This window comes from Paraburkholderia sp. GAS334 (genome assembly GCF_050436625.1).
GTDB lineage: Bacteria > Pseudomonadota > Gammaproteobacteria > Burkholderiales > Burkholderiaceae > Paraburkholderia.
On sequence record NZ_JBNDMO010000005.1, the window covers coordinates 118,005 to 135,067 of the forward strand.

Genomic DNA, 17,063 nt, shown 5'->3' on the forward strand with positions numbered 1-17,063 from the left:
TCCTATCGCGTGTTCAAGCTTTCTCGACTTTCACGAGGAAAGACTTGAATTCCGGCGTCTGCGTATTGCCGTCGCCAACCACTGGCGTGAGCGTATTGATCAGATAGCCCGGCTTCGCGAGGCCCTTGAAGCCCCAATGCAACGGAATGCCGACGGTCTGCACCTTCTTCCCGTCAATCATCAGAGGTTTGATGCGTTTGGTGACCACTGCAACCGCGACGATGTGTCCACGATTGGACGACACCTTCACGCGGTCGCCCGCCACCACGCCGACCTCCTTCGCGAGATCCTCGCCGATCTCGACGAACTGCTCCGGCTGGATGATCGCGTTCAGCCGCACGTGCTTGGTCCAGTAGTGAAAATGCTCGGTGAGCCGATAGCTCGTCGCTGTATGCGGGAAATCCGCCGCCTTGCCGAACGCCGCGCGATCGTTCGGGAACACACGGGCGGCCGGGTTGCTCGTCGCCTGCGCATTTTGCGGATGCAGCGGGTTGTAGCCGAGCGGCGTCTCGAACGGCTCGTAGTGCTCAGGGAACGGACCTTCGGCCATGGCGTCACGCGCAAAAAAACGCGCCACACCTTCCGGGTTCATGATAAACGGCCCCATGCCGGTTTCGGGCGGTTCGTCCGCCTTGTAGTCCGGCACGTCGGCGCCGCTCCACGTCTTGCCGTTCCAGGCGATCAGCTTGCGCGTCGGATCGAACGGCTTGCCGTTGACGTCGCACGACGCGCGGTTGTACAAAATCCGCCGGTTCGCCGGCCACGCCCACGCCCAGCCAAGCGTCTGGCCGATGCCCGTCGGGTCTGCATTGTCCCGTCGCGCCATCTGGTTGCCCGCTTGCGTCCATGCGCCGCAGAAGATCCAGCAGCCGCTCGACGTGCTGCCGTCGTCTTTCAGTTGCGCGAAGCCTGCGAGCTGCTCGCCCCTCTTCACGAGCACCCTGGTCGGGTCCTTCGGGTCCGTCAGGTCTGCCAATGCCTTGCCGCTGAATTCCATCGCTATTTCTTCCGGCGTCGGCGCCGACGGAGTCGCATAGGGCCAGCTGAGATTGACCATCGGATCCGGGAATTTGCCGCCCTGATTCTTGTACAGCTTGCGGATCAGCACGAACAAGCTCCCCATGATCTCCAGATCAGTCTTCGCCTCGCCCGGCGGCTCGGCACCCCGCCAGTGCCATTGCAGCACGCGCCCGGAATTGACGAGCGAGCCGTTCTCTTCGGCAAAGCAGCTTGTCGGCAGCCGGAACACTTCGGTCTGGATCTTCGACGCATCGACGTCGTTGAACTCGCCATGGTTCTTCCAGAACTCCGACGTCTCGGTCGCGAGCGGGTCCATGATGACGAGCCACTTCAGCTTCGAAAACGCGACGGTCATCTTCGCCTTGTTCGGTGCAGCGGCAAGCGGGTTGAAGCCCTGCGCCAGATAGCCATTGATCTTGCCCTGAGACATCAGTTCGAACACCTGCAACATGTCATACGGCTTGTCGAGCTTGGGCAGATAGTCGAAACCCCAGTTGTTCCCGGCGGTCGCCGCGTCGCCCCACCACGCTTTCATCAGACTAACGAAGAAGCCCCGATAGTTCTTCCAGTAGCTCAACTGGTTCGGTCGCAACGGCTGCGCTGCGCGCTTTGCGATGTAGGCGTCGTAATCCTGCTCGGCTTGCGACGGCAGCGTCATGTAGCCCGGCAGCAGGTTCGACAGCAGGCCGAGATCGGTCAGCCCCTGGATGTTCGAGTGGCCGCGCAACGCGTTCATGCCGCCGCCCGCAATGCCGATATTGCCCAGCAGCAGCTGCACCATCGCGCCCGTGCGGATCATCTGCGAACCGACCGAATGCTGGGTCCAGCCAAGCGCATACATGATGGTGGCGGCGCGCGTCGGCGACGCGGTCGAGGCGAGCATTTCGCACACCTTCAGGAACTTGTCCTTAGGCGTGCCGCAGGTCTTCTCGACCATCTCCGGCGTGTAGCGCGTGTAGTGCTGCTTCAGCAGGTTGTACACGCAACGAGGATGTTGCAGCGTCGTGTCGACCTTCACGAAGCCGTCGTCGCCCCGCTCGTAGTCCCACGTCGACTTGTCCGGGTAGCCGTGTTTCTCGGCGTCGTAGCCGGAAAAGATGCCGTCGTTGAACGCGAAGTCCTCGCGCACGACGAACGGCAGGTCCGTGTAGTTCTTCACGTACTCGTGCTGGATCTTGTCGTTCGTCAGCAGGTAGTTGATGACCCCGCCTAGGAACACGATGTCCGTGCCGGTGCGAATCGGCGCGTAAAAGTCAGCGACTGACGCGGTGCGCGTAAAGCGCGGGTCGACCACGATCAGGCGCGCCTTGCGGTGTGCCTTCGCTTCCGTGACCCATTTGAAGCCGCACGGGTGCGCCTCGGCAGAATTGCCGCCCATCGCCAGAATGACGTCCGCATTCTTGATGTCGACCCAATGGTTCGTCATCGCTCCACGGCCAAACGTCGGGGCAAGACCTGCCACCGTCGGACCGTGTCAGACACGCGCCTGGTTGTCGAATGCAAGCATCCCCAGACTGCGGGCCACCTTGTGCGTCAGGTACCCTGATTCGTTGCTGCTTGCCGATGCCGCCAGCATGCCCGTGGTCAGCCAGCGATTGACCTTCTTGCCGTCTGCCGTGTTCTCGACGAAGTTCGCGTCGCGATCTTCCTTCATCAGCTTCGCGATGCGGTCGAGCGCGTCATTCCACGAGATGCGCTGCCACTGGTCCGAACCCGGCGCCCGGTATTCCGGATGCGTGAGACGGCTCGGACTGTGGATGAAGTCGATCAGGCTGGCACCCTTCGGACACAGCGTGCCGCGATTGACCGGGTGATCGGGGTCGCCTTCGATGTGGATGATGCTGGAGACCGCGTTCTTCGCGCCATCGCCGAGGCTATACATCAGGATGCCGCAGCCGACGGAGCAGTACGGACACGTGTTGCGTGTTTCAATGGTTCGCGCCAGTTTGTACTGCCGGACTTCAGCGAGCGCGGCGTCCGGTGAGAAGCCCATCAGGGCTAGGCTCGATCCGGCCAGCGTGGTCGCTGTCACCTTCAGGAACTGACGCCGGGACATCTGGAGCATGATTGCCCCCGGCTTGTGTGTGGGTACTCAAAAGTATATGTGGTTTGCCGTGTCGTGACAGCATCACGAGCAAAAGTGTTAAGGAAAGCGTTTTATTTTTATTTGATCTGACCTGGCCAGACGGTCATGGGCGGCGGGGCGTGCGTTGATATAGTGGCAGGAATACGGTTTGCGGCACTGCATCTAAACGCCTGAACGCCTCTACGCCAGGGCGACGGGCCGGCAGGCGCCGCATCGACGCAACGATTCCGCGACGAAGGACGGCCATGGATACCCTTTCCACCGACAAGCTGCAGACTGCCGCCCGCAAGCACGCATCGTGGGCCGTCGGCGCGTTCAAACAGTTCGCGGAAGACCGTTGCGCGGCGATGGCCGCGAGCATTGCGTTCTACGCCGCCTTCTCGCTGGCGCCAACCCTGGTGATGGTGATCGCGGTCGCCGGCTGGTTCTTCGGCGCGGACGCGGCGCGCGGCGAGCTGTTTCGCGAAGTGCATGGCGTGCTTGGCGACGACGCCGCAGCCGGCGTGCAGACCATCGTGCAGAACGCCCACCACAGCGGAAGCGCCGGCGGCATCGCGGCGATCATCTCGTTCGTACTGCTGGCTGTGGGCGCGTCCGCGACGTTCTCTTCGCTCAACAACGCACTCAATATAGTGTGGCCCGCCACGGGGCCGCGCACGTCGAGCGTGATCGCGCTCGTTCGTGTCCGGCTGATCTCGTTCGGGCTGGTACTCGGCGTCGCATTTCTGCTGATCGTTTCGCTCGTGCTCGACGCCGGCATCACGTTCGTCGGCAACTGGCTACTCGGCGATTCACCCTACATCGTGATCGCCAATCTGCTACAGCTGGTAGTCGGCCTGCTGGTGCTGGCCGTCGCCTTCGGGGGGCTGCTCAAGTTTCTGCCCGATGCGCCCGTGCAGTGGCGCGATGCGATGGTCGGCGGACTCGTCGCAGCCGCGCTGTTCTCGGCAGGCAAGAAGATGTTCGCGCTCTATCTGGCGCATGCCGGCATGGCGAATTCATTCGGCGCGGCTGGCTCGCTGGCGGTGCTGCTCATGTGGCTGTATTTCTCGGCGGCCGTGCTGCTGCTCGGCGCCGAGTTCTCGGCGGCCCGTGGAAGGCTGCACGATCCACGCGGACCATGGGCCATGCATGACGACACACCGCCACCGGGCAGCCGGGCGATGCTCGCTTCAGTGATGGCGGCATCAACGATGCCGGCGGTGTTGGCGGGCAGCGCGCAGAAAAGTGGAGTAACGGCTGCTGCCGCTGATACCGGGATGGTGCCAGCCGGTAACGTGGCCATGGCAACTGACGCAATGCGCGCCTCGCGACCGTCGACGGCGAAGACCGCGATGAACATCGGCCGCTCGGTGGCGCGCGCCGAAACGAACGCGACTCGCGCAGCCGCCGGAACGATTATCCAGACCGACCGCTACGTTCGAAAGCATCCGTGGGGTTCCGTGCTGCTCGCAGTTGCGGCGGCGTTCGTCGTCACGACCTTCGCAGGACGTCGCGATGCGGGGAACGTGGATCCGGGCGCCATCGATCATCCTTAAGCGCCGCGAATCGCGCCTTAAAACACGTCTACCGGCAACCCGACAGACGCGGAAACCCGCAGCCGTCCGCAGGCGTCCAGCCAGCCAGTCTCTCCTGGCCCCAAAAGCGTCGACAGGCCCACGCAACACGCGACCCGATTAGCCGACTTATTTACAATTTACCTTCAACACAGCAACATTTTCAGCAATTGTCGACGATCACTGTCAACGAAACAACAATATTGCGCTGTCAACGATTCAATATTGCTGTTTTAGCAATACTGGCTGGCAAGCTTTATTTATAAGGCGTCTGGCCCTGTGTCACTTTTTAGAGACACTCATTTTTTTTCAGTTCTTACCTTAAGACACACTGAGCTATTCTCCAATCCGCAACAACTAAACCAATCATTTGCGTGGAGAAATGATGAAACGATTCGCACTATCTACCCTCTCGCTGGCACTGCTGGGCACCGCGGGTGCGGCGCACGCTCAAAACAGCGTTACCCTCTACGGCGTGCTGGACGACTCGATCCAGTACGTTTCGAACGTCGGTGGCCACAGCCTGTGGAACATGGCTGCAGGTAACCTGCAGGGCAATCGCTGGGGCCTGAAGGGTACGGAAGACCTGGGCGGCGGCCTGAAGGCGATTTTCCAGTTGGAAAGCGGTTTTGACCCGAACACCGGTAAATCGAATCAAGGCGGCCGCTTGTTTGGTCGTCAATCGTACGTCGGCCTGACGGGCGACTCGTGGGGTACGGCTACCATCGGTCGTCAGTACGATCCGGTGGTTGACCTGGTCCAGCCGCTGACGGCTGATAACTACTGGGGCAGCACGTTCACCACGCCGGGCGACGTCGACAACAACGACAACAGCTCGCGTACGAACAACGCAATCAAGTACGCTTCGCCGGTTTGGGGTGGCTTCCAGTTCGAAGGCATGTACGCGCTGGGCGGCGTCGCAGGCAAGACGGGCTCGGGTCAGACGTGGGCCGCTGCTGCAACGTACGCAACGGGTCCGTTCGCGATCGCTGCTGGCTACATCCGCATGTCCAACACGTCGACGACCGCAGTCGTTCGTCCGGGCTGGAGCAGCACGTCGGACGGTACGTTTGACGGCGGCATCGAAAACTCGGCCTACGCTGGCGCCAAGTCGATCGGCATTGGCTCGGTCGCTGCGCAATACGTGGCAGGTCCGTTCACGTTCGGTCTGCGTTACAGCAACGCACAATACAAGTCAGACGCGCAATCGGGCTTCGGTTCGACCGAGCGTTACAACGTCGGTGCAGGCTTCGTGAACTATCAGGTCACGTCGGCGGCGCTGGTGGGCTTTGGCTACACGTACACGCACGGCGCAGGCGACTCGAGCGCGTCGTACAACCAGATCTCGCTGGGCGGCGACTACAACCTGTCGAAGCGCACGGACGTGTACCTGGTCGGCGCATGGCAACATGCTAACGGACACCAGCGCGATGCAGCTGGCGCTCCGCTGACGTCGTCGGTGGCGTCGGTGGCTGACTATGGCTTCAACTCGGACAGCGTCAACCAGACGATCGTCAGCCTGGGTATCCGTCACAAGTTCTAAGCACAGAACCTGTTACGCAGCTGAAGCAGACGCTGTAGAAAGCCAGCCGGAGGCGCAAGCCGATGGCTGGCTTTTTTACTTCCGTCGAAGCTGGCGTCAGAAAGCAGAAAAGCCGGACAATGTCCGGCTTTTCTGCTTGTAGCGGTGCGGGTAACTAGCGCTGCTTCTTCTGCGCATCCGCCTGCGCAAGCGTCTGTGCAGGCTGCATGTCCGCGTCCCCGGCCACACTGTCGGACGCCTCACGCGGCGACACGACCGGCGCCCGGCCGCGTTTGCGCAGCGGCACGTCACCCGAGTTCTCCCACGCCGGATCGGGGATCCCGCTGAACACCTGACGCAGCTGCTCGCCCCACGTGCGGTGAATCATCTGATAGTACGCGTTGTCCTGATCGACGGAGACGAAACGCGTCACACGCAGCGTGTCTTTTTCGTAGACGAGCAGATCGAGCGGCAGCCCGACCGACAGATTCGAGCGCAGCGTCGAATCCATCGAAATCAGAGCACATTTGGCTGCTTCATCGAGCGGCATCGACGGCGTGAGCACACGGTCGATGATCGGCTTGCCATATTTCGACTCACCGATCTGGAAATACGGACTGACGCTCGACGCCTCGATGAAATTGCCCGCCGAGTAGATCATGAAGAGACGCGGCGCTGAAGCCGCGCCGCCTTCCGCCGACTCGATCTGTCCGCCCAGAATGAAGCTGCAGTTGAAGTCGACGCCGAATTCCTGCAGCGCCTGCGCCTCACGCTGATACACCTGGCGCACGGCATCGCCGACCACGCGGGCCGCTTCCGGCACCGTTGCGACCGTCCACAACGTCGGTTTGCCGGGCTCAGTGGGCTCGCTGAGCGCCTGGAGCACCGCCTGGGTCAGCGAGAGATTGCCGGCGCCCAGCAGCACGAGCACGCGCTCGCCGGGCTGTTCGAACACGGACATCTTGCGCGCCGTGCTGATGTGATCGACGCCCGCGTTGGTGCGCGTGTCCGAGAGAAACACGAGCCCTTCATCCACGCACATCGCCACGCAGTAAGTCATGATTGCCAACCTGGAAAACGACAGAACGCCGCTATTGTAATGCGCCGGCACACTGCCTCTGACGCTTCCTTCGGTATTGCGGCGCTTCAGCGGCCTTTTGAAGGCCGCATCAACCCCTGGATGAAGCTCTACTGCGGCGTCTGCGCGCTGACCGACACCGACACATGGAGCTTCTCTTCCCGGCCGCCGATCCGTCGACCGCGCACGGGCGACGCGGCTTCATAATCGCGGGCCACGGCAAGCCGGCAATAGATTTCGCTGGCGAAAGCCGCATGCGTCACGTCGATCGACGTCCAGCCCACCCCATCGATCCACACATCGACCCACGCGTGGCTCGCGCCATGCTCGACGTCGCCGGGTTCGATATAGCCGCTCACATAGCGCGCCGGCACGCCGCGCGCGCGGCAGCACGCAAGCATCAGATGCGCGTGGTCCTGACAGACGCCCTTGCCGAGCGCCAGCGCTTCAGCCGCGGTACTCGTGACCTCGGTCACGCCCGGCTGGAACTGCACGCGCTGCATGATCTGCTCCGACAACGCGATCAGCGAAGCCGGCGTATCGAGCGAAGCCACCGAAGCCGCAAGTTCGCGCACCGCCGCATCGCATTCGGTCAGGGGCGTCGAGCACGTGAAGTGCTCCAGTGGAATCGGGCCGACGCCATCGGGCAGCAGGCCATTGATCAGCGGAAAGGTGTCGATTTCCCCGGACACACGCACGCGAATCTCATTGTGCGGCTTGTTCAGCACGAGCGTGTGCAGCACGTTGCCATAGGCGTCGAGCGTGGAATCGAGCTTGCCTGGCGCATCGAGCGTCCAGCGACGCACGACCTGCGCCCCGCCGCTTGCGGGCGTCAGGCGCAATTGCTGGATCGAATAGTGGACCGTCGCTTCGTAACGGTACGAGGTGTCGTGGCGAATCGTCAGATACATGAATAAGGCTCCGTCAGGCGACCGGCAACATCAGATAGGTGCGCGCGACCAGTCCGCCGAGTTCGAACACGCGGGCAAGAAACTGCGTCAGATACGCGTGCAATCCCGCCTCGAAAATCTGCCGGATGTCGGAATACACCAGTTCCGCTCGCAGTTTTCCGGCGAAACGCTCGCACTGGTTCGATCCCGACGTGCGCAGCATCGCGAGATTCGCGCACACGCCTTCGAGCGACGCGAGCAGCGAACGCGGCATCTGCGGATTCAGGATCATCAGTTCGACCACGCGCGCCGGCGTGACGACATCGCGATACACCTTGCGGTAGATCTCGAGCGCGGACACCGAGCTCAGGATCGACGTCCAGTAATAGAAATCTTCGAGCTGACGCGCAGCGTCGCGCGAATTCGGCTCGACGTCGGCGAAACGCACATCGAGAATCCGCGCGGTGTTATCGGCGCGTTCGAGGAACGTGCCGAGTTGCGTGAAGAAAAACGCGTCGTCCTGCAGCGCGGTGCCGAGCGTCACGCCGCGCGACAGATGCGAGCGGAACTTGACCCATTCGAAGAGCGCCACCGGATGCGCCATCAACTGCCCGGAAGACGCACGCTCGTTGAATTCGAGCCACGTATCGTTGATCGTTTCCCACCATTCGGTGGTCAACGTGCCGCGCACGGCGCGCGCGTTCTCGCGCGCCGCCTGCAGGCATGAATAGATACTCGACGGATTGTCGGCATCGGCGACCATGAAATGCAGCACATGTTCGCGCGTGGGCTCGTCGTAGCGCTCTGCAAACGCGCCTTCGAGTTCGGAGATGCGCAGCACCGAACGCTGCGCACGCGCTTCCTGTTCAGGCGTCTGCGGCAGCAGCAGCGCTTTCAGGTTGATGTCGAGCATGCGGGCAGTGTTCTCCGCGCGCTCCATGTAACGGGCCATCCAGAAGAGATGATCGGCAGTGCGGCTTAGCATGACGGCTTTCCGTTATCGATGAGCGCAAGACTTGAAGCCTCAAGGCCTGCGCTGGTTACCGGGCATTTTCCGTTCGTCACCGGCGAAATATCTAGCCGGCGCGTTCCTCACTGGTTGCAGATGCAACCACCCTTTCAGTCGACCATCCACGTGTCTTTGGTCCCGCCGCCCTGCGACGAGTTGACGACGAGCGAGCCTTCCTGCAACGCGACACGCGTGAGACCGCCTGCCACCATCGTCGTTGTCTTGCCGGACAGCACGAACGGCCGCAGATCGATGTGACGTGGCGCGATGCCCGATTCGACGAACGTCGGACACGCCGACAGCGCCAGCGTCGGCTGCGCGATATAACCGGCCGGCCGCGCGATCAGTCGCGCGCGGAACGACTCGATTTCAGCAGCGGTCGAAGCCGGCCCGACCAGCATCCCGTAGCCGCCCGCGCCGTGCACTTCCTTCACCACGAGCTCGGGCAGATGCGCGAGCGTATAGGCGAGATCGTCAGGCTTGCGGCACTGGAACGTAGGGACGTTATTGAGGATTGGCTTTTCGCCGAGGTAAAACTCGATCATCTCCGGTACGTACGGGTAGATCGATTTATCGTCGGCGATACCCGTGCCCATCGCATTCGCGAGTGCGACACGGCCGGCGCGATACGCCGTCAGCAGACCCGGCACGCCCAGCGCGGAATCGCTGCGGAACGCAAGCGGATCGAGAAAGTCATCGTCGACACGGCGGTAGATCACGTCGACGCGCTTCGGCCCCTGCGTCGTGCGCATAAACACGTAGTTGTCGTCGACGAAGAGATCCTTGCCCTCCACCAGTTCGACGCCCATCTGCTGCGCGAGGAACGTGTGCTCGAAATACGCCGAGTTGTACATGCCCGGCGTCAGCACGACGACCACGGGTTCATCGACGCCTTCAGGCGCGACCGAGCGCAGCGTATCGAGCAGCAGGTCAGGATAGTGCGCGACCGGCGCGATACGGTTCTGTACGAACAGCTCCGGGAACAACCGCATCATCATCTTGCGGTTTTCCAGCATGTAGGAGACGCCGGACGGCACACGCAGGTTGTCTTCGAGCACGAAGAACTGGCCGTCGTCGCCCGCGCGCACGACGTCGACGCCCGCAATATGCGCATAGATGCCGAGCGGCACCTTCACGCCCTGCATTTCCGGCCGGTACTGTGCGTTCGTATACACCTGCGCCGCGGGCACAATCCCGGCGCGCACGATGTTGCGATCGTGATAGACGTCGTGGATGAAAAGGTTGAGCGCCTGCACGCGCTGGCGCAGGCCCGCTTCGAGCGTTTGCCACTCGCTACGCGGAATGATGCGAGGAATCAGGTCGAAAGGGATCAGCCGTTCAGTGCCGGAAAGATCGCCGTTGACCGCAAAGGTGATCCCGACGCGCCGGAACAGCAGGTCTGCTTCGGCACGCTTGCGGGCAATCGCATCCCCGCCCTGCTGGACAAGCCAGCGTTCAAACCGCGCATAGTGCGGCCGCACGACCTCGTCGTGATGACGCATCTCGTCATAGCATCGCATGTCACGCCCCGCTCTTTTTGTCGGATAGAAGGCGAATGCGCTGCGCATTCGGTGTTCGACAACAGTAAAGCTTCAAGCAAGCGCTATGCCATTCACTTTCACGCTAAATTCGGGCGCTCAATGCACCCGAAGAGCGCATCCGGCCGGCATGGACGACATCTCCATCGTACCGCTGCGCAGATCAATGCGCTACTGCGGTGCATCAACGTCTGCCCGAAGTTCTGTGACAAAACCGTCGTTCGGGCGGCGGAAGGGGAAAACGACCCAAAAAGGGCCGACGAAAAAAAATCCCCCCGGACTTTCGCCCGAGGGGACTCTTTTGCTGCATCTTGCGTGACAGATCGCGACCGCCGTCCGAAAGCGACCGGTCGGAACCTGAAACACCTAGCCGCCTGCTGCGTCCTTCAGCTTCTTCAGCGCGCGTGCCTTGATGCGCACGCTAGCCGGCTTGGCCGGGAACCAGCGCTCTTCACCCGAGAACGGGTCCTTGCCGAAGCGCTTTTTCTTCGCCGGCACGGCTTGAACAACGATCTTCAGAAGACCGGACAGCGTGAATTCGCCAGCGCCCTTCTTGTGCACGGCGCCGAGGATCGTATCTTCGAGCGCGGCCAGGACAGACTTGGCAGCCTTCAGATCAACAGCGGAACGTTCTGCGACGTGTGCAGCCAGCGAGGCCTTCGTGAAGGTGTCCTTGATCGGCGACGGTGCGCCGGACGCCTTCACGGCGACCTTCTTAGCTGCTACTTTCTTCGCAGGCACTTTCTTCGCTGCAACCTTTTTGGCCGGTACAGTGGCAGCCTTCTTGGCCACCTTTTTTGCGGAAGTCGGCATGTTTCTCCTACCTGTTGTGGTCAGTGAATGCACTTGAAGAGCACGCGGTATGCGCGCACTTCAACGCCGGATTCTACAAGCGCTCTAGCGTTTCGCGCGAATCTTTTATGCATAACACCGCAGGTTTGTTGCGTGGCGCAGACTCCGTGACACATTTTGACGCCTGTTTTAGCGGGTAAAACGTATATCGGGGATTGCTGGACGCATGTCCTGGAGAGTGAGGTAAACACCAGGGCATCGCGAAATCAACAGCGCGATGACAGGTTGAAACGTACGAATGAGCGCCTGTATCAGGTGCTTTTCGAAGATCAGCGCGCGAGCTTCGGCATCAATCTGGCGAGCGTGGTGAGCGCCGTGTCGATCTGCTCGACGCCGATTCCACCGTAGCCAAAGATCAGCCCGGGCCGCGCCTTTTCGCGCACGTAAAATGGCGCGATCCCATACAGCCCGATCGATGCGGCGCGTCCTGCCTCGACCACTGCGGCTTCGGTAAGCGGCTCTCTGAGCCTTGCGGCAAGGTGAATGCCTGCGGTCGGCACGATCGGATCGAACCACGGCGCGAGCCCGTTTTGCAGATGCGAAAGCAGCATCGCGCGCCGCGCCGCGTAGTGTTTGTGCATGCGCCGCAGGTGTTTTGCGAAGTCGCCGTTGAGCATGAACGTGGCGAGCGCGGTCTGCGTCAACGTGCAGCCGTGCCAGTCGCCGACCTGCCGCGCGCGGCGCAGCGGTCCCAGCAGCGAAACTGGCGGCACGACATAACCCATGCGCAACTCGGGAAAAATGGTCTTCGAAAACGTGCCGACGTATGCAACGAGCCCCGCGCGATCGAGGCTCTTAAGCGGCTCCATCGGCCGCCCTTCAAAGCGGTATTCGCAGTCGTAGTCGTCTTCGATGATGACGGCGCCGCGTTGCTGCGCCCATTCGAGCAGCTCGACGCGCCGCTCCAGACTCATCGGCATGCCAAGCGGAAACTGGTGCGAAGGCGTGACGTACACGACGCGCGCATTCTTCGGCAGCCTGCTCACGACGAGCCCCTGTTCGTCGACGGGAACCGTTACCACCTTCGCGTCCAGCGCGGCAAAACATGCACGCGCGGGCGGATAACCGGGGTCTTCGACCGCGACGACTTCACCGCGGCGCAGCATCACGCGCGCGACCAGATCGAGCGCCTGCTGCGCGCCCTGCGTGATGATGACGTCGTCCCAGTTACTTACCACGGCGCGGTTGAACGCCAGGTAGCGTGATACGGCAAGCCGCAATTCCTGCTCACCCGCGGAGTCGTGATAGGTCCCGCGGCCGCGCGCCTGCACGCGCAGCGCGTGATTGATGCAGGTACGCCACACGTCGAACGGAAACAGCGCTTTGTCCGTCACCCCGCCGACAAAATCGAGCGTTGCCTGTGCGCCCTGCTGTGGGAGCGCGAGCGGAACGGCAAGCTCGTCCCAGATCTCGCGTGCTTTTGCCCGGGGTTGCACCTTCGCCGCTTCGGCGGCTTTAGCGTGCGACGACTTTTCGCCGGGCAGGCGCTGCAAGCCATCGGCGACGAACGTACCGGCGCCCGCCCGCGCCGACAGAAACCCTTCAGACAGCAGACGCTCGAACACATCGAGCGTCGTCTTGCGCGATACACCGAGTTGCGTCGCCAGATCGCGGGTCGACGGCAACTGAACGCCACCCGCCAGCCGGCCTTCGACAATGCCCGCCCTGAGCTGTCGATAGATCTGCCCGGCCAGATCCTGGCGACCCTGAATCGTGATGTGGATGTCCATCCGGCTGGCTACCTGAAATATGCGTGCGGGCGATTATGCTTCGCGCGCCTGCCGCGCTTCGTAAGCCTTCAGATGGTTGTACGCAAGACGCAGAAGCGAGAGCTGCGCGTCGTTGTGCTGCTCGACGCCGCCACGGCGGATCAGGTCACCCAGAATGTGATCCGCCTCGATGCGCGAGTGGTTTTCGACATCGCGCAGCATCGACGCCGTCATCGGCGAGCCCTCGGCGAAGAGCGTGCCGCTCACGCGCGCCACGAAGTCGTCGCCCATCGGGTAGCCATTGTGCGCGGATACTGCCCGACACTCCGACAGCAAGCCTTCAATCACACGCCTGCCATCCGGCGCCGCGAGAATATCGCCGACAGATGCACGAAAAAGACACGTGCTGGCCGCGAGCGTCGCGAGAAATACCCACTTTGCCCACATCTGCTGAAGAATGGATTCGCTCGCCGCGACGTCGAAGCCTGCGCCCTGCAAGGCTTCGTCGACAGCGCGGGAGCGGTCGGTCGAACCGCCCGCCAGTTCGCCAAACGTGATCGAATGCAAGTCGTTCAGATGCACGATTTCGCGCTCGCGGTTCAACGTCGCGGCGATCACGCACTGGCCACCCAATACCTGCGAAGCGCCGAATTTCTCTTTAAGCGCATCGATATGCGCCATGCCGTTCAGAAGCGGCAGAATCGCCGTGGACGGCCCGACGAACGGTGCAAATGCCTTCACCGCATCGTCGAGGCTGTACGCCTTGCAGCTGAGCACGATGAGATCGAACGGTTCGGCCGTATCGCTGGCCTGAATGGTTTTGACGTCACGCAGCGTGAGATCGCCGCGCGGGCTTCTGATCACAAGCCCCGTGCGCTTCAGTTCTTCCGCCCGTTGCGCGCGAACCAGAAACGTCACGTCGCGTCCTGCCGCGGCCAGACGCCCGCCGAAATAGCCACCCACTGCGCCCGCGCCCACCACCAGAATTCGCATCTTGTCTCCCTGGGATAAACCGTTCAGCGCGTGCGCGCCGTCCGTCTGTGCTTATGCAGAATGTAGCAAAGTTTCTTCTGATGCATGGACGGCAACGCACGCTGCATTACGCCATCGAACGCGCTCCGGATAACGTCAAAGCACTTCGAGCGCGAGCGCAATGCCCTGCCCGCCACCGATACACAGCGTGACGATACCGCGCTTCAGCGCGTCGCGTCGCATCGAGTGAATCAGGCGCGTGGTCAGCACCGCGCCGGTTGCGCCGATCGGGTGACCATGCGCGATTGCACCGCCTTCGACGTTGATGATGTCGTCCGGCAGACCGAGTTTTTGCGCGACGGCGATCGGAACGGCAGCGAATGCTTCGTTGATTTCGACGCGTTCGATATCCGCGAGCGTCCAGCCCGCCCGTTCGAGCGCCATCTGCACCGCCGGAACCGGACCCAGCCCGAACATGCCCGGCTCGACCGCCGCCACGCCATAAGCCACGATCCGCGCGAACGGTTCGATGCCGTGCGCTTCCGCAAAGCCTCGTTCAGCGACGAGCATCGCCGCCGCGCCGCTATTCAGGCCCGGTGCGTTGCCCGCGGTGATCGTGCCGTCCGGGCGAAACGCAGGACGCAGTTTCGCGAGAATCTCGACGGTCGTGTCACCGCGTGGCTGTTCGTCACGGGCGAAGCGTACGGGCTCCTTGCGTCCCTTGACTTCGACGGTGACGAGTTCCGCGTCGAACGCGCCGCGTTCCTGTGCGGCGACAAAGCGTTGCTGTGATCGTGCGGCCCAGCGATCCTGCGCTTCGCGCGTGATCGAAAGCTGCGTCACCAGATCTTCAGTGTGCCAGCCGGAATGCTCGCTGGAAAACGCGTCGACAAGACCGTCGCGCAGCATGCTGTCGTAAATCTGCGCGTTACCCATGCGATAACCGTGGCGGCCACCGTCGAGCAGATAGGGCGCGCGATCCATATTCTCCATGCCGCCGGCGACAGCCACATTGCCGAGCCCAAGCGCGATCTCCTGTGCCGCCGAAATGACCGCCTGCGCGCCCGAACCGCACACCCGGTTCACGGTCAGCGCAGGAACCGCGACGGGCACACCGCCGCCAATCGAGGCCTGCCGCGCCGGGTTCATCCGGTTGCCCGCCTGAATCACATTGCCCATCACCACCGAAGCGAGGCCAGCCGCATCGATACCGCTGCGGCGCAGCGTTTCGCGCACGGCGGCCGCGCCGAGATCCGTTGCGGGCACATCCTTCAGCGTGCCGTTGAAGGCGCCAATCGGCGTTCTAACTGGGTTGCTGATCACAATTTCACGTGTACTCATGGTCGTCTCTCTCTGGTTGAGTTTCAGGTTCAGCTTCAGTTCGTCACGGCGGGCGTGACGGGAGTGCTCGCGACATCGGTGGAATCCTGCGCATCCCAACCCCCGCCCAGCGAGCGATACAAGGCAACCGCGGCAAGCGCATGTTCGCGCTTTGCCTGGTTCAGCGATTCCGAGTCCTGCAGATACGCTTCCTGCGCTGCGAGCACATCGAGAAAACTCGATGCGCCGCCCTTGTAGAGTTCGCTCGACAGACGCAGCGCCTGGTTCGACGCGTTGAGCGCACCGCCAAGCCGTTGCACCTGCTCCGAACTGCTGACGAGATCGCTGCGCGTGTCCTCGACTTCCTTCAGGGCCTCCAGCATCGTCTGACGCAGGCCGAGCTGCGATTCACGCATGCGGCTCTCGCTTTCATCAATGCCTGCATTGATGCGACCGGCGTTGAAAATCGGGCTCGTCGCACTCAGGGCCGCGCTGAAGAGGTTGTCAGTCAGCGTCGGCAGGCCGAGATACGACGCGGCAAGCAAACCGTCCGAGAGATTGAGCTTGAACTGCGGATAGCGCTGCGCCTTCGATACGCCCACTTCCGCAGCGCGCTGTTCGACGCCCGCATACGCGGTGCGCACATCCGGGCGACGCAGCAACGCCTCGGACGGCAGCGTCTGCGGCACGCTTTGCGACGGCACGGGGATCGCCTGCGCGTTGGCGAGCAACAACCCGTCGACGCTCTCCGGCGTGCGGCCCGAATACACCGCAATCAGGCTGAGTTGATGCTGGATCGTCGACTGCACGCGCGGAATCTGCGCCTGAAGATCGGACAACTGGTTCTGCGCACGCGCAACGTCGAGCTGCGTCGACAGACCGTAATGCAGGCGCTCCTGCGTCAGACGCAGCGCGCGGCTACGGATCTGCTCGTTATCCTTGACGATCTGCAGCTGCGATTGCGCCCAGCGGAGGTCGATATAGGCAGCCGCCGTGTTCGCGGCAAGCGCGAGGCGCAACGCGTTCAACGCTTCCTTGCGGCCCGACACCTGCGCCTGCGCCGCGAGCAGCGCGAGACGCTCACCGCCGAACACGTCGGGCGTCCAGCTGGCGTTGAGGCCGATGCCCGCCTGCCGCACATAACCCAGCGGCGGCGGTGTGTTCTGGCGTGTATCCGATGCCCGCGCGACCGCGTCGAGTTCAGGCAGCAGATCCGCGTGACGTTGCGTCGCGATCGACTGCGCCTGCTTGACGCGCTCAGCGGCGGCCTGCACGTCGAGGTTGCCGTCCAGCACCGACGCCACCAGTTGATGCATGACCGGATCGCCGAAGTCGTTCCACCACGCGTCAGCGTTCACGGAGGCCTGCGGCGCGTCGACGCTCCACGCGTCGGGCGCAACCGTCTGCACCGTTTGCGGCAGATCGGCGTGCGTTTCGGGCTGCACGGCGCAGGCGGCGAGACTCAGCACGGCGACGCCTGCCAGAGCCTTTGCAATGATCGATTTCATGTC

General features: G+C 62.5%; 12 protein-coding genes. 2 read left to right on the forward strand and 10 right to left on the reverse strand.

From position 1 onward, the window contains the following. Positions 1 to 13: 13 nt before the first annotated feature. Positions 14 to 3,085 carry a formate dehydrogenase-N subunit alpha gene (gene fdnG / locus P3T21_RS11395; RefSeq protein WP_429256031.1) on the reverse strand — a complete coding sequence of 1,024 codons (3,072 nt, stop codon included), beginning with the start codon at positions 3,083 to 3,085 and terminating at the stop codon, positions 14 to 16. Positions 3,086 to 3,351: 266 nt separating this feature from the next. On the opposite strand from fdnG, the gene P3T21_RS11400 reads away from it, so the two are divergent. Together P3T21_RS11400 and P3T21_RS11405 are read left to right on the forward strand one after the other, a co-directional pair. Continuing rightward, positions 3,352 to 4,644, forward strand: coding sequence for a YhjD/YihY/BrkB family envelope integrity protein (locus tag P3T21_RS11400; RefSeq protein WP_429256032.1), 1,293 nt, complete (start codon positions 3,352 to 3,354; stop codon positions 4,642 to 4,644). Between the two features lie 403 nt (positions 4,645 to 5,047). After that, positions 5,048 to 6,205 carry a porin gene (locus tag P3T21_RS11405; protein WP_429256033.1) on the forward strand — a complete coding sequence of 386 codons (1,158 nt, stop codon included), beginning with the start codon at positions 5,048 to 5,050 and terminating at the stop codon, positions 6,203 to 6,205. A gap of 154 nt (positions 6,206 to 6,359) precedes the next feature. On the opposite strand, the gene P3T21_RS11410 is transcribed toward P3T21_RS11405, so the two are convergent. From P3T21_RS11410 to P3T21_RS11450, 9 genes are all read right to left on the reverse strand, one after another. Beyond that, positions 6,360 to 7,244 (reverse strand): peptidase, encoded by an 885-nt coding sequence (locus tag P3T21_RS11410; protein WP_429256034.1) that lies wholly within the window; start codon positions 7,242 to 7,244, stop codon positions 6,360 to 6,362. 128 nt (positions 7,245 to 7,372) lie between these two features. After that, positions 7,373 to 8,173: a transglutaminase family protein gene (locus tag P3T21_RS11415; RefSeq protein WP_429256035.1), complete on the reverse strand. Its 801-nt coding sequence runs from the start codon at positions 8,171 to 8,173 to the stop codon at positions 7,373 to 7,375. A 13-nt stretch (positions 8,174 to 8,186) separates the two neighbouring features. Further along, the gene (locus tag P3T21_RS11420) at positions 8,187 to 9,137 is read right to left on the reverse strand and encodes an alpha-E domain-containing protein (protein WP_429256036.1); all 951 of its coding nucleotides are present in this window, start codon (positions 9,135 to 9,137) and stop codon (positions 8,187 to 8,189) included. A gap of 134 nt (positions 9,138 to 9,271) precedes the next feature. After that, a complete protein-coding gene (locus P3T21_RS11425; protein WP_429256037.1) occupies positions 9,272 to 10,681 on the reverse strand; it encodes a circularly permuted type 2 ATP-grasp protein in 1,410 nt (469 codons plus the stop codon). A 384-nt stretch (positions 10,682 to 11,065) separates the two neighbouring features. Next, positions 11,066 to 11,512: an HU family DNA-binding protein gene (locus P3T21_RS11430; protein WP_429256038.1), complete on the reverse strand. Its 447-nt coding sequence runs from the start codon at positions 11,510 to 11,512 to the stop codon at positions 11,066 to 11,068. Between the two features lie 308 nt (positions 11,513 to 11,820). Further along, entirely contained in the window at positions 11,821 to 13,281 is a 1,461-nt protein-coding gene (locus P3T21_RS11435) for a PLP-dependent aminotransferase family protein (RefSeq protein WP_429256039.1), read from the reverse strand. A gap of 33 nt (positions 13,282 to 13,314) precedes the next feature. After that, entirely contained in the window at positions 13,315 to 14,253 is a 939-nt protein-coding gene (gene panE / locus P3T21_RS11440) for a 2-dehydropantoate 2-reductase (protein ID WP_429256040.1), read from the reverse strand. A gap of 135 nt (positions 14,254 to 14,388) precedes the next feature. Then, positions 14,389 to 15,573 carry a thiolase family protein gene (locus P3T21_RS11445; protein WP_429256041.1) on the reverse strand — a complete coding sequence of 395 codons (1,185 nt, stop codon included), beginning with the start codon at positions 15,571 to 15,573 and terminating at the stop codon, positions 14,389 to 14,391. 35 nt (positions 15,574 to 15,608) lie between these two features. Next, positions 15,609 to 17,060, reverse strand: coding sequence for an efflux transporter outer membrane subunit (locus P3T21_RS11450; RefSeq protein WP_429256042.1), 1,452 nt, complete (start codon positions 17,058 to 17,060; stop codon positions 15,609 to 15,611). Between the last annotated feature and the right edge of the window lie 3 nt (positions 17,061 to 17,063).

Coding starts and splice junctions, on each gene's coding strand:
- P3T21_RS11430 (WP_429256038.1), bottom strand. CDS start 11,512: ATGCCGACTTCCGCAAAAAAGGTGGCCAAGAAGGCTGCCACTGTACCG.
- panE (WP_429256040.1), bottom strand. CDS start 14,253: ATGCGAATTCTGGTGGTGGGCGCGGGCGCAGTGGGTGGCTATTTCGGC.
- P3T21_RS11405 (WP_429256033.1), top strand. CDS start 5,048: ATGAAACGATTCGCACTATCTACCCTCTCGCTGGCACTGCTGGGCACC.
- P3T21_RS11400 (WP_429256032.1), top strand. CDS start 3,352: ATGGATACCCTTTCCACCGACAAGCTGCAGACTGCCGCCCGCAAGCAC.
- P3T21_RS11450 (WP_429256042.1), bottom strand. CDS start 17,060: ATGAAATCGATCATTGCAAAGGCTCTGGCAGGCGTCGCCGTGCTGAGT.
- P3T21_RS11445 (WP_429256041.1), bottom strand. CDS start 15,573: ATGAGTACACGTGAAATTGTGATCAGCAACCCAGTTAGAACGCCGATT.
- P3T21_RS11410 (WP_429256034.1), bottom strand. CDS start 7,244: ATGACTTACTGCGTGGCGATGTGCGTGGATGAAGGGCTCGTGTTTCTC.
- P3T21_RS11435 (WP_429256039.1), bottom strand. CDS start 13,281: ATGGACATCCACATCACGATTCAGGGTCGCCAGGATCTGGCCGGGCAG.
- P3T21_RS11425 (WP_429256037.1), bottom strand. CDS start 10,681: ATGCGATGCTATGACGAGATGCGTCATCACGACGAGGTCGTGCGGCCG.
- P3T21_RS11420 (WP_429256036.1), bottom strand. CDS start 9,137: ATGCTAAGCCGCACTGCCGATCATCTCTTCTGGATGGCCCGTTACATG.
- P3T21_RS11415 (WP_429256035.1), bottom strand. CDS start 8,173: ATGTATCTGACGATTCGCCACGACACCTCGTACCGTTACGAAGCGACG.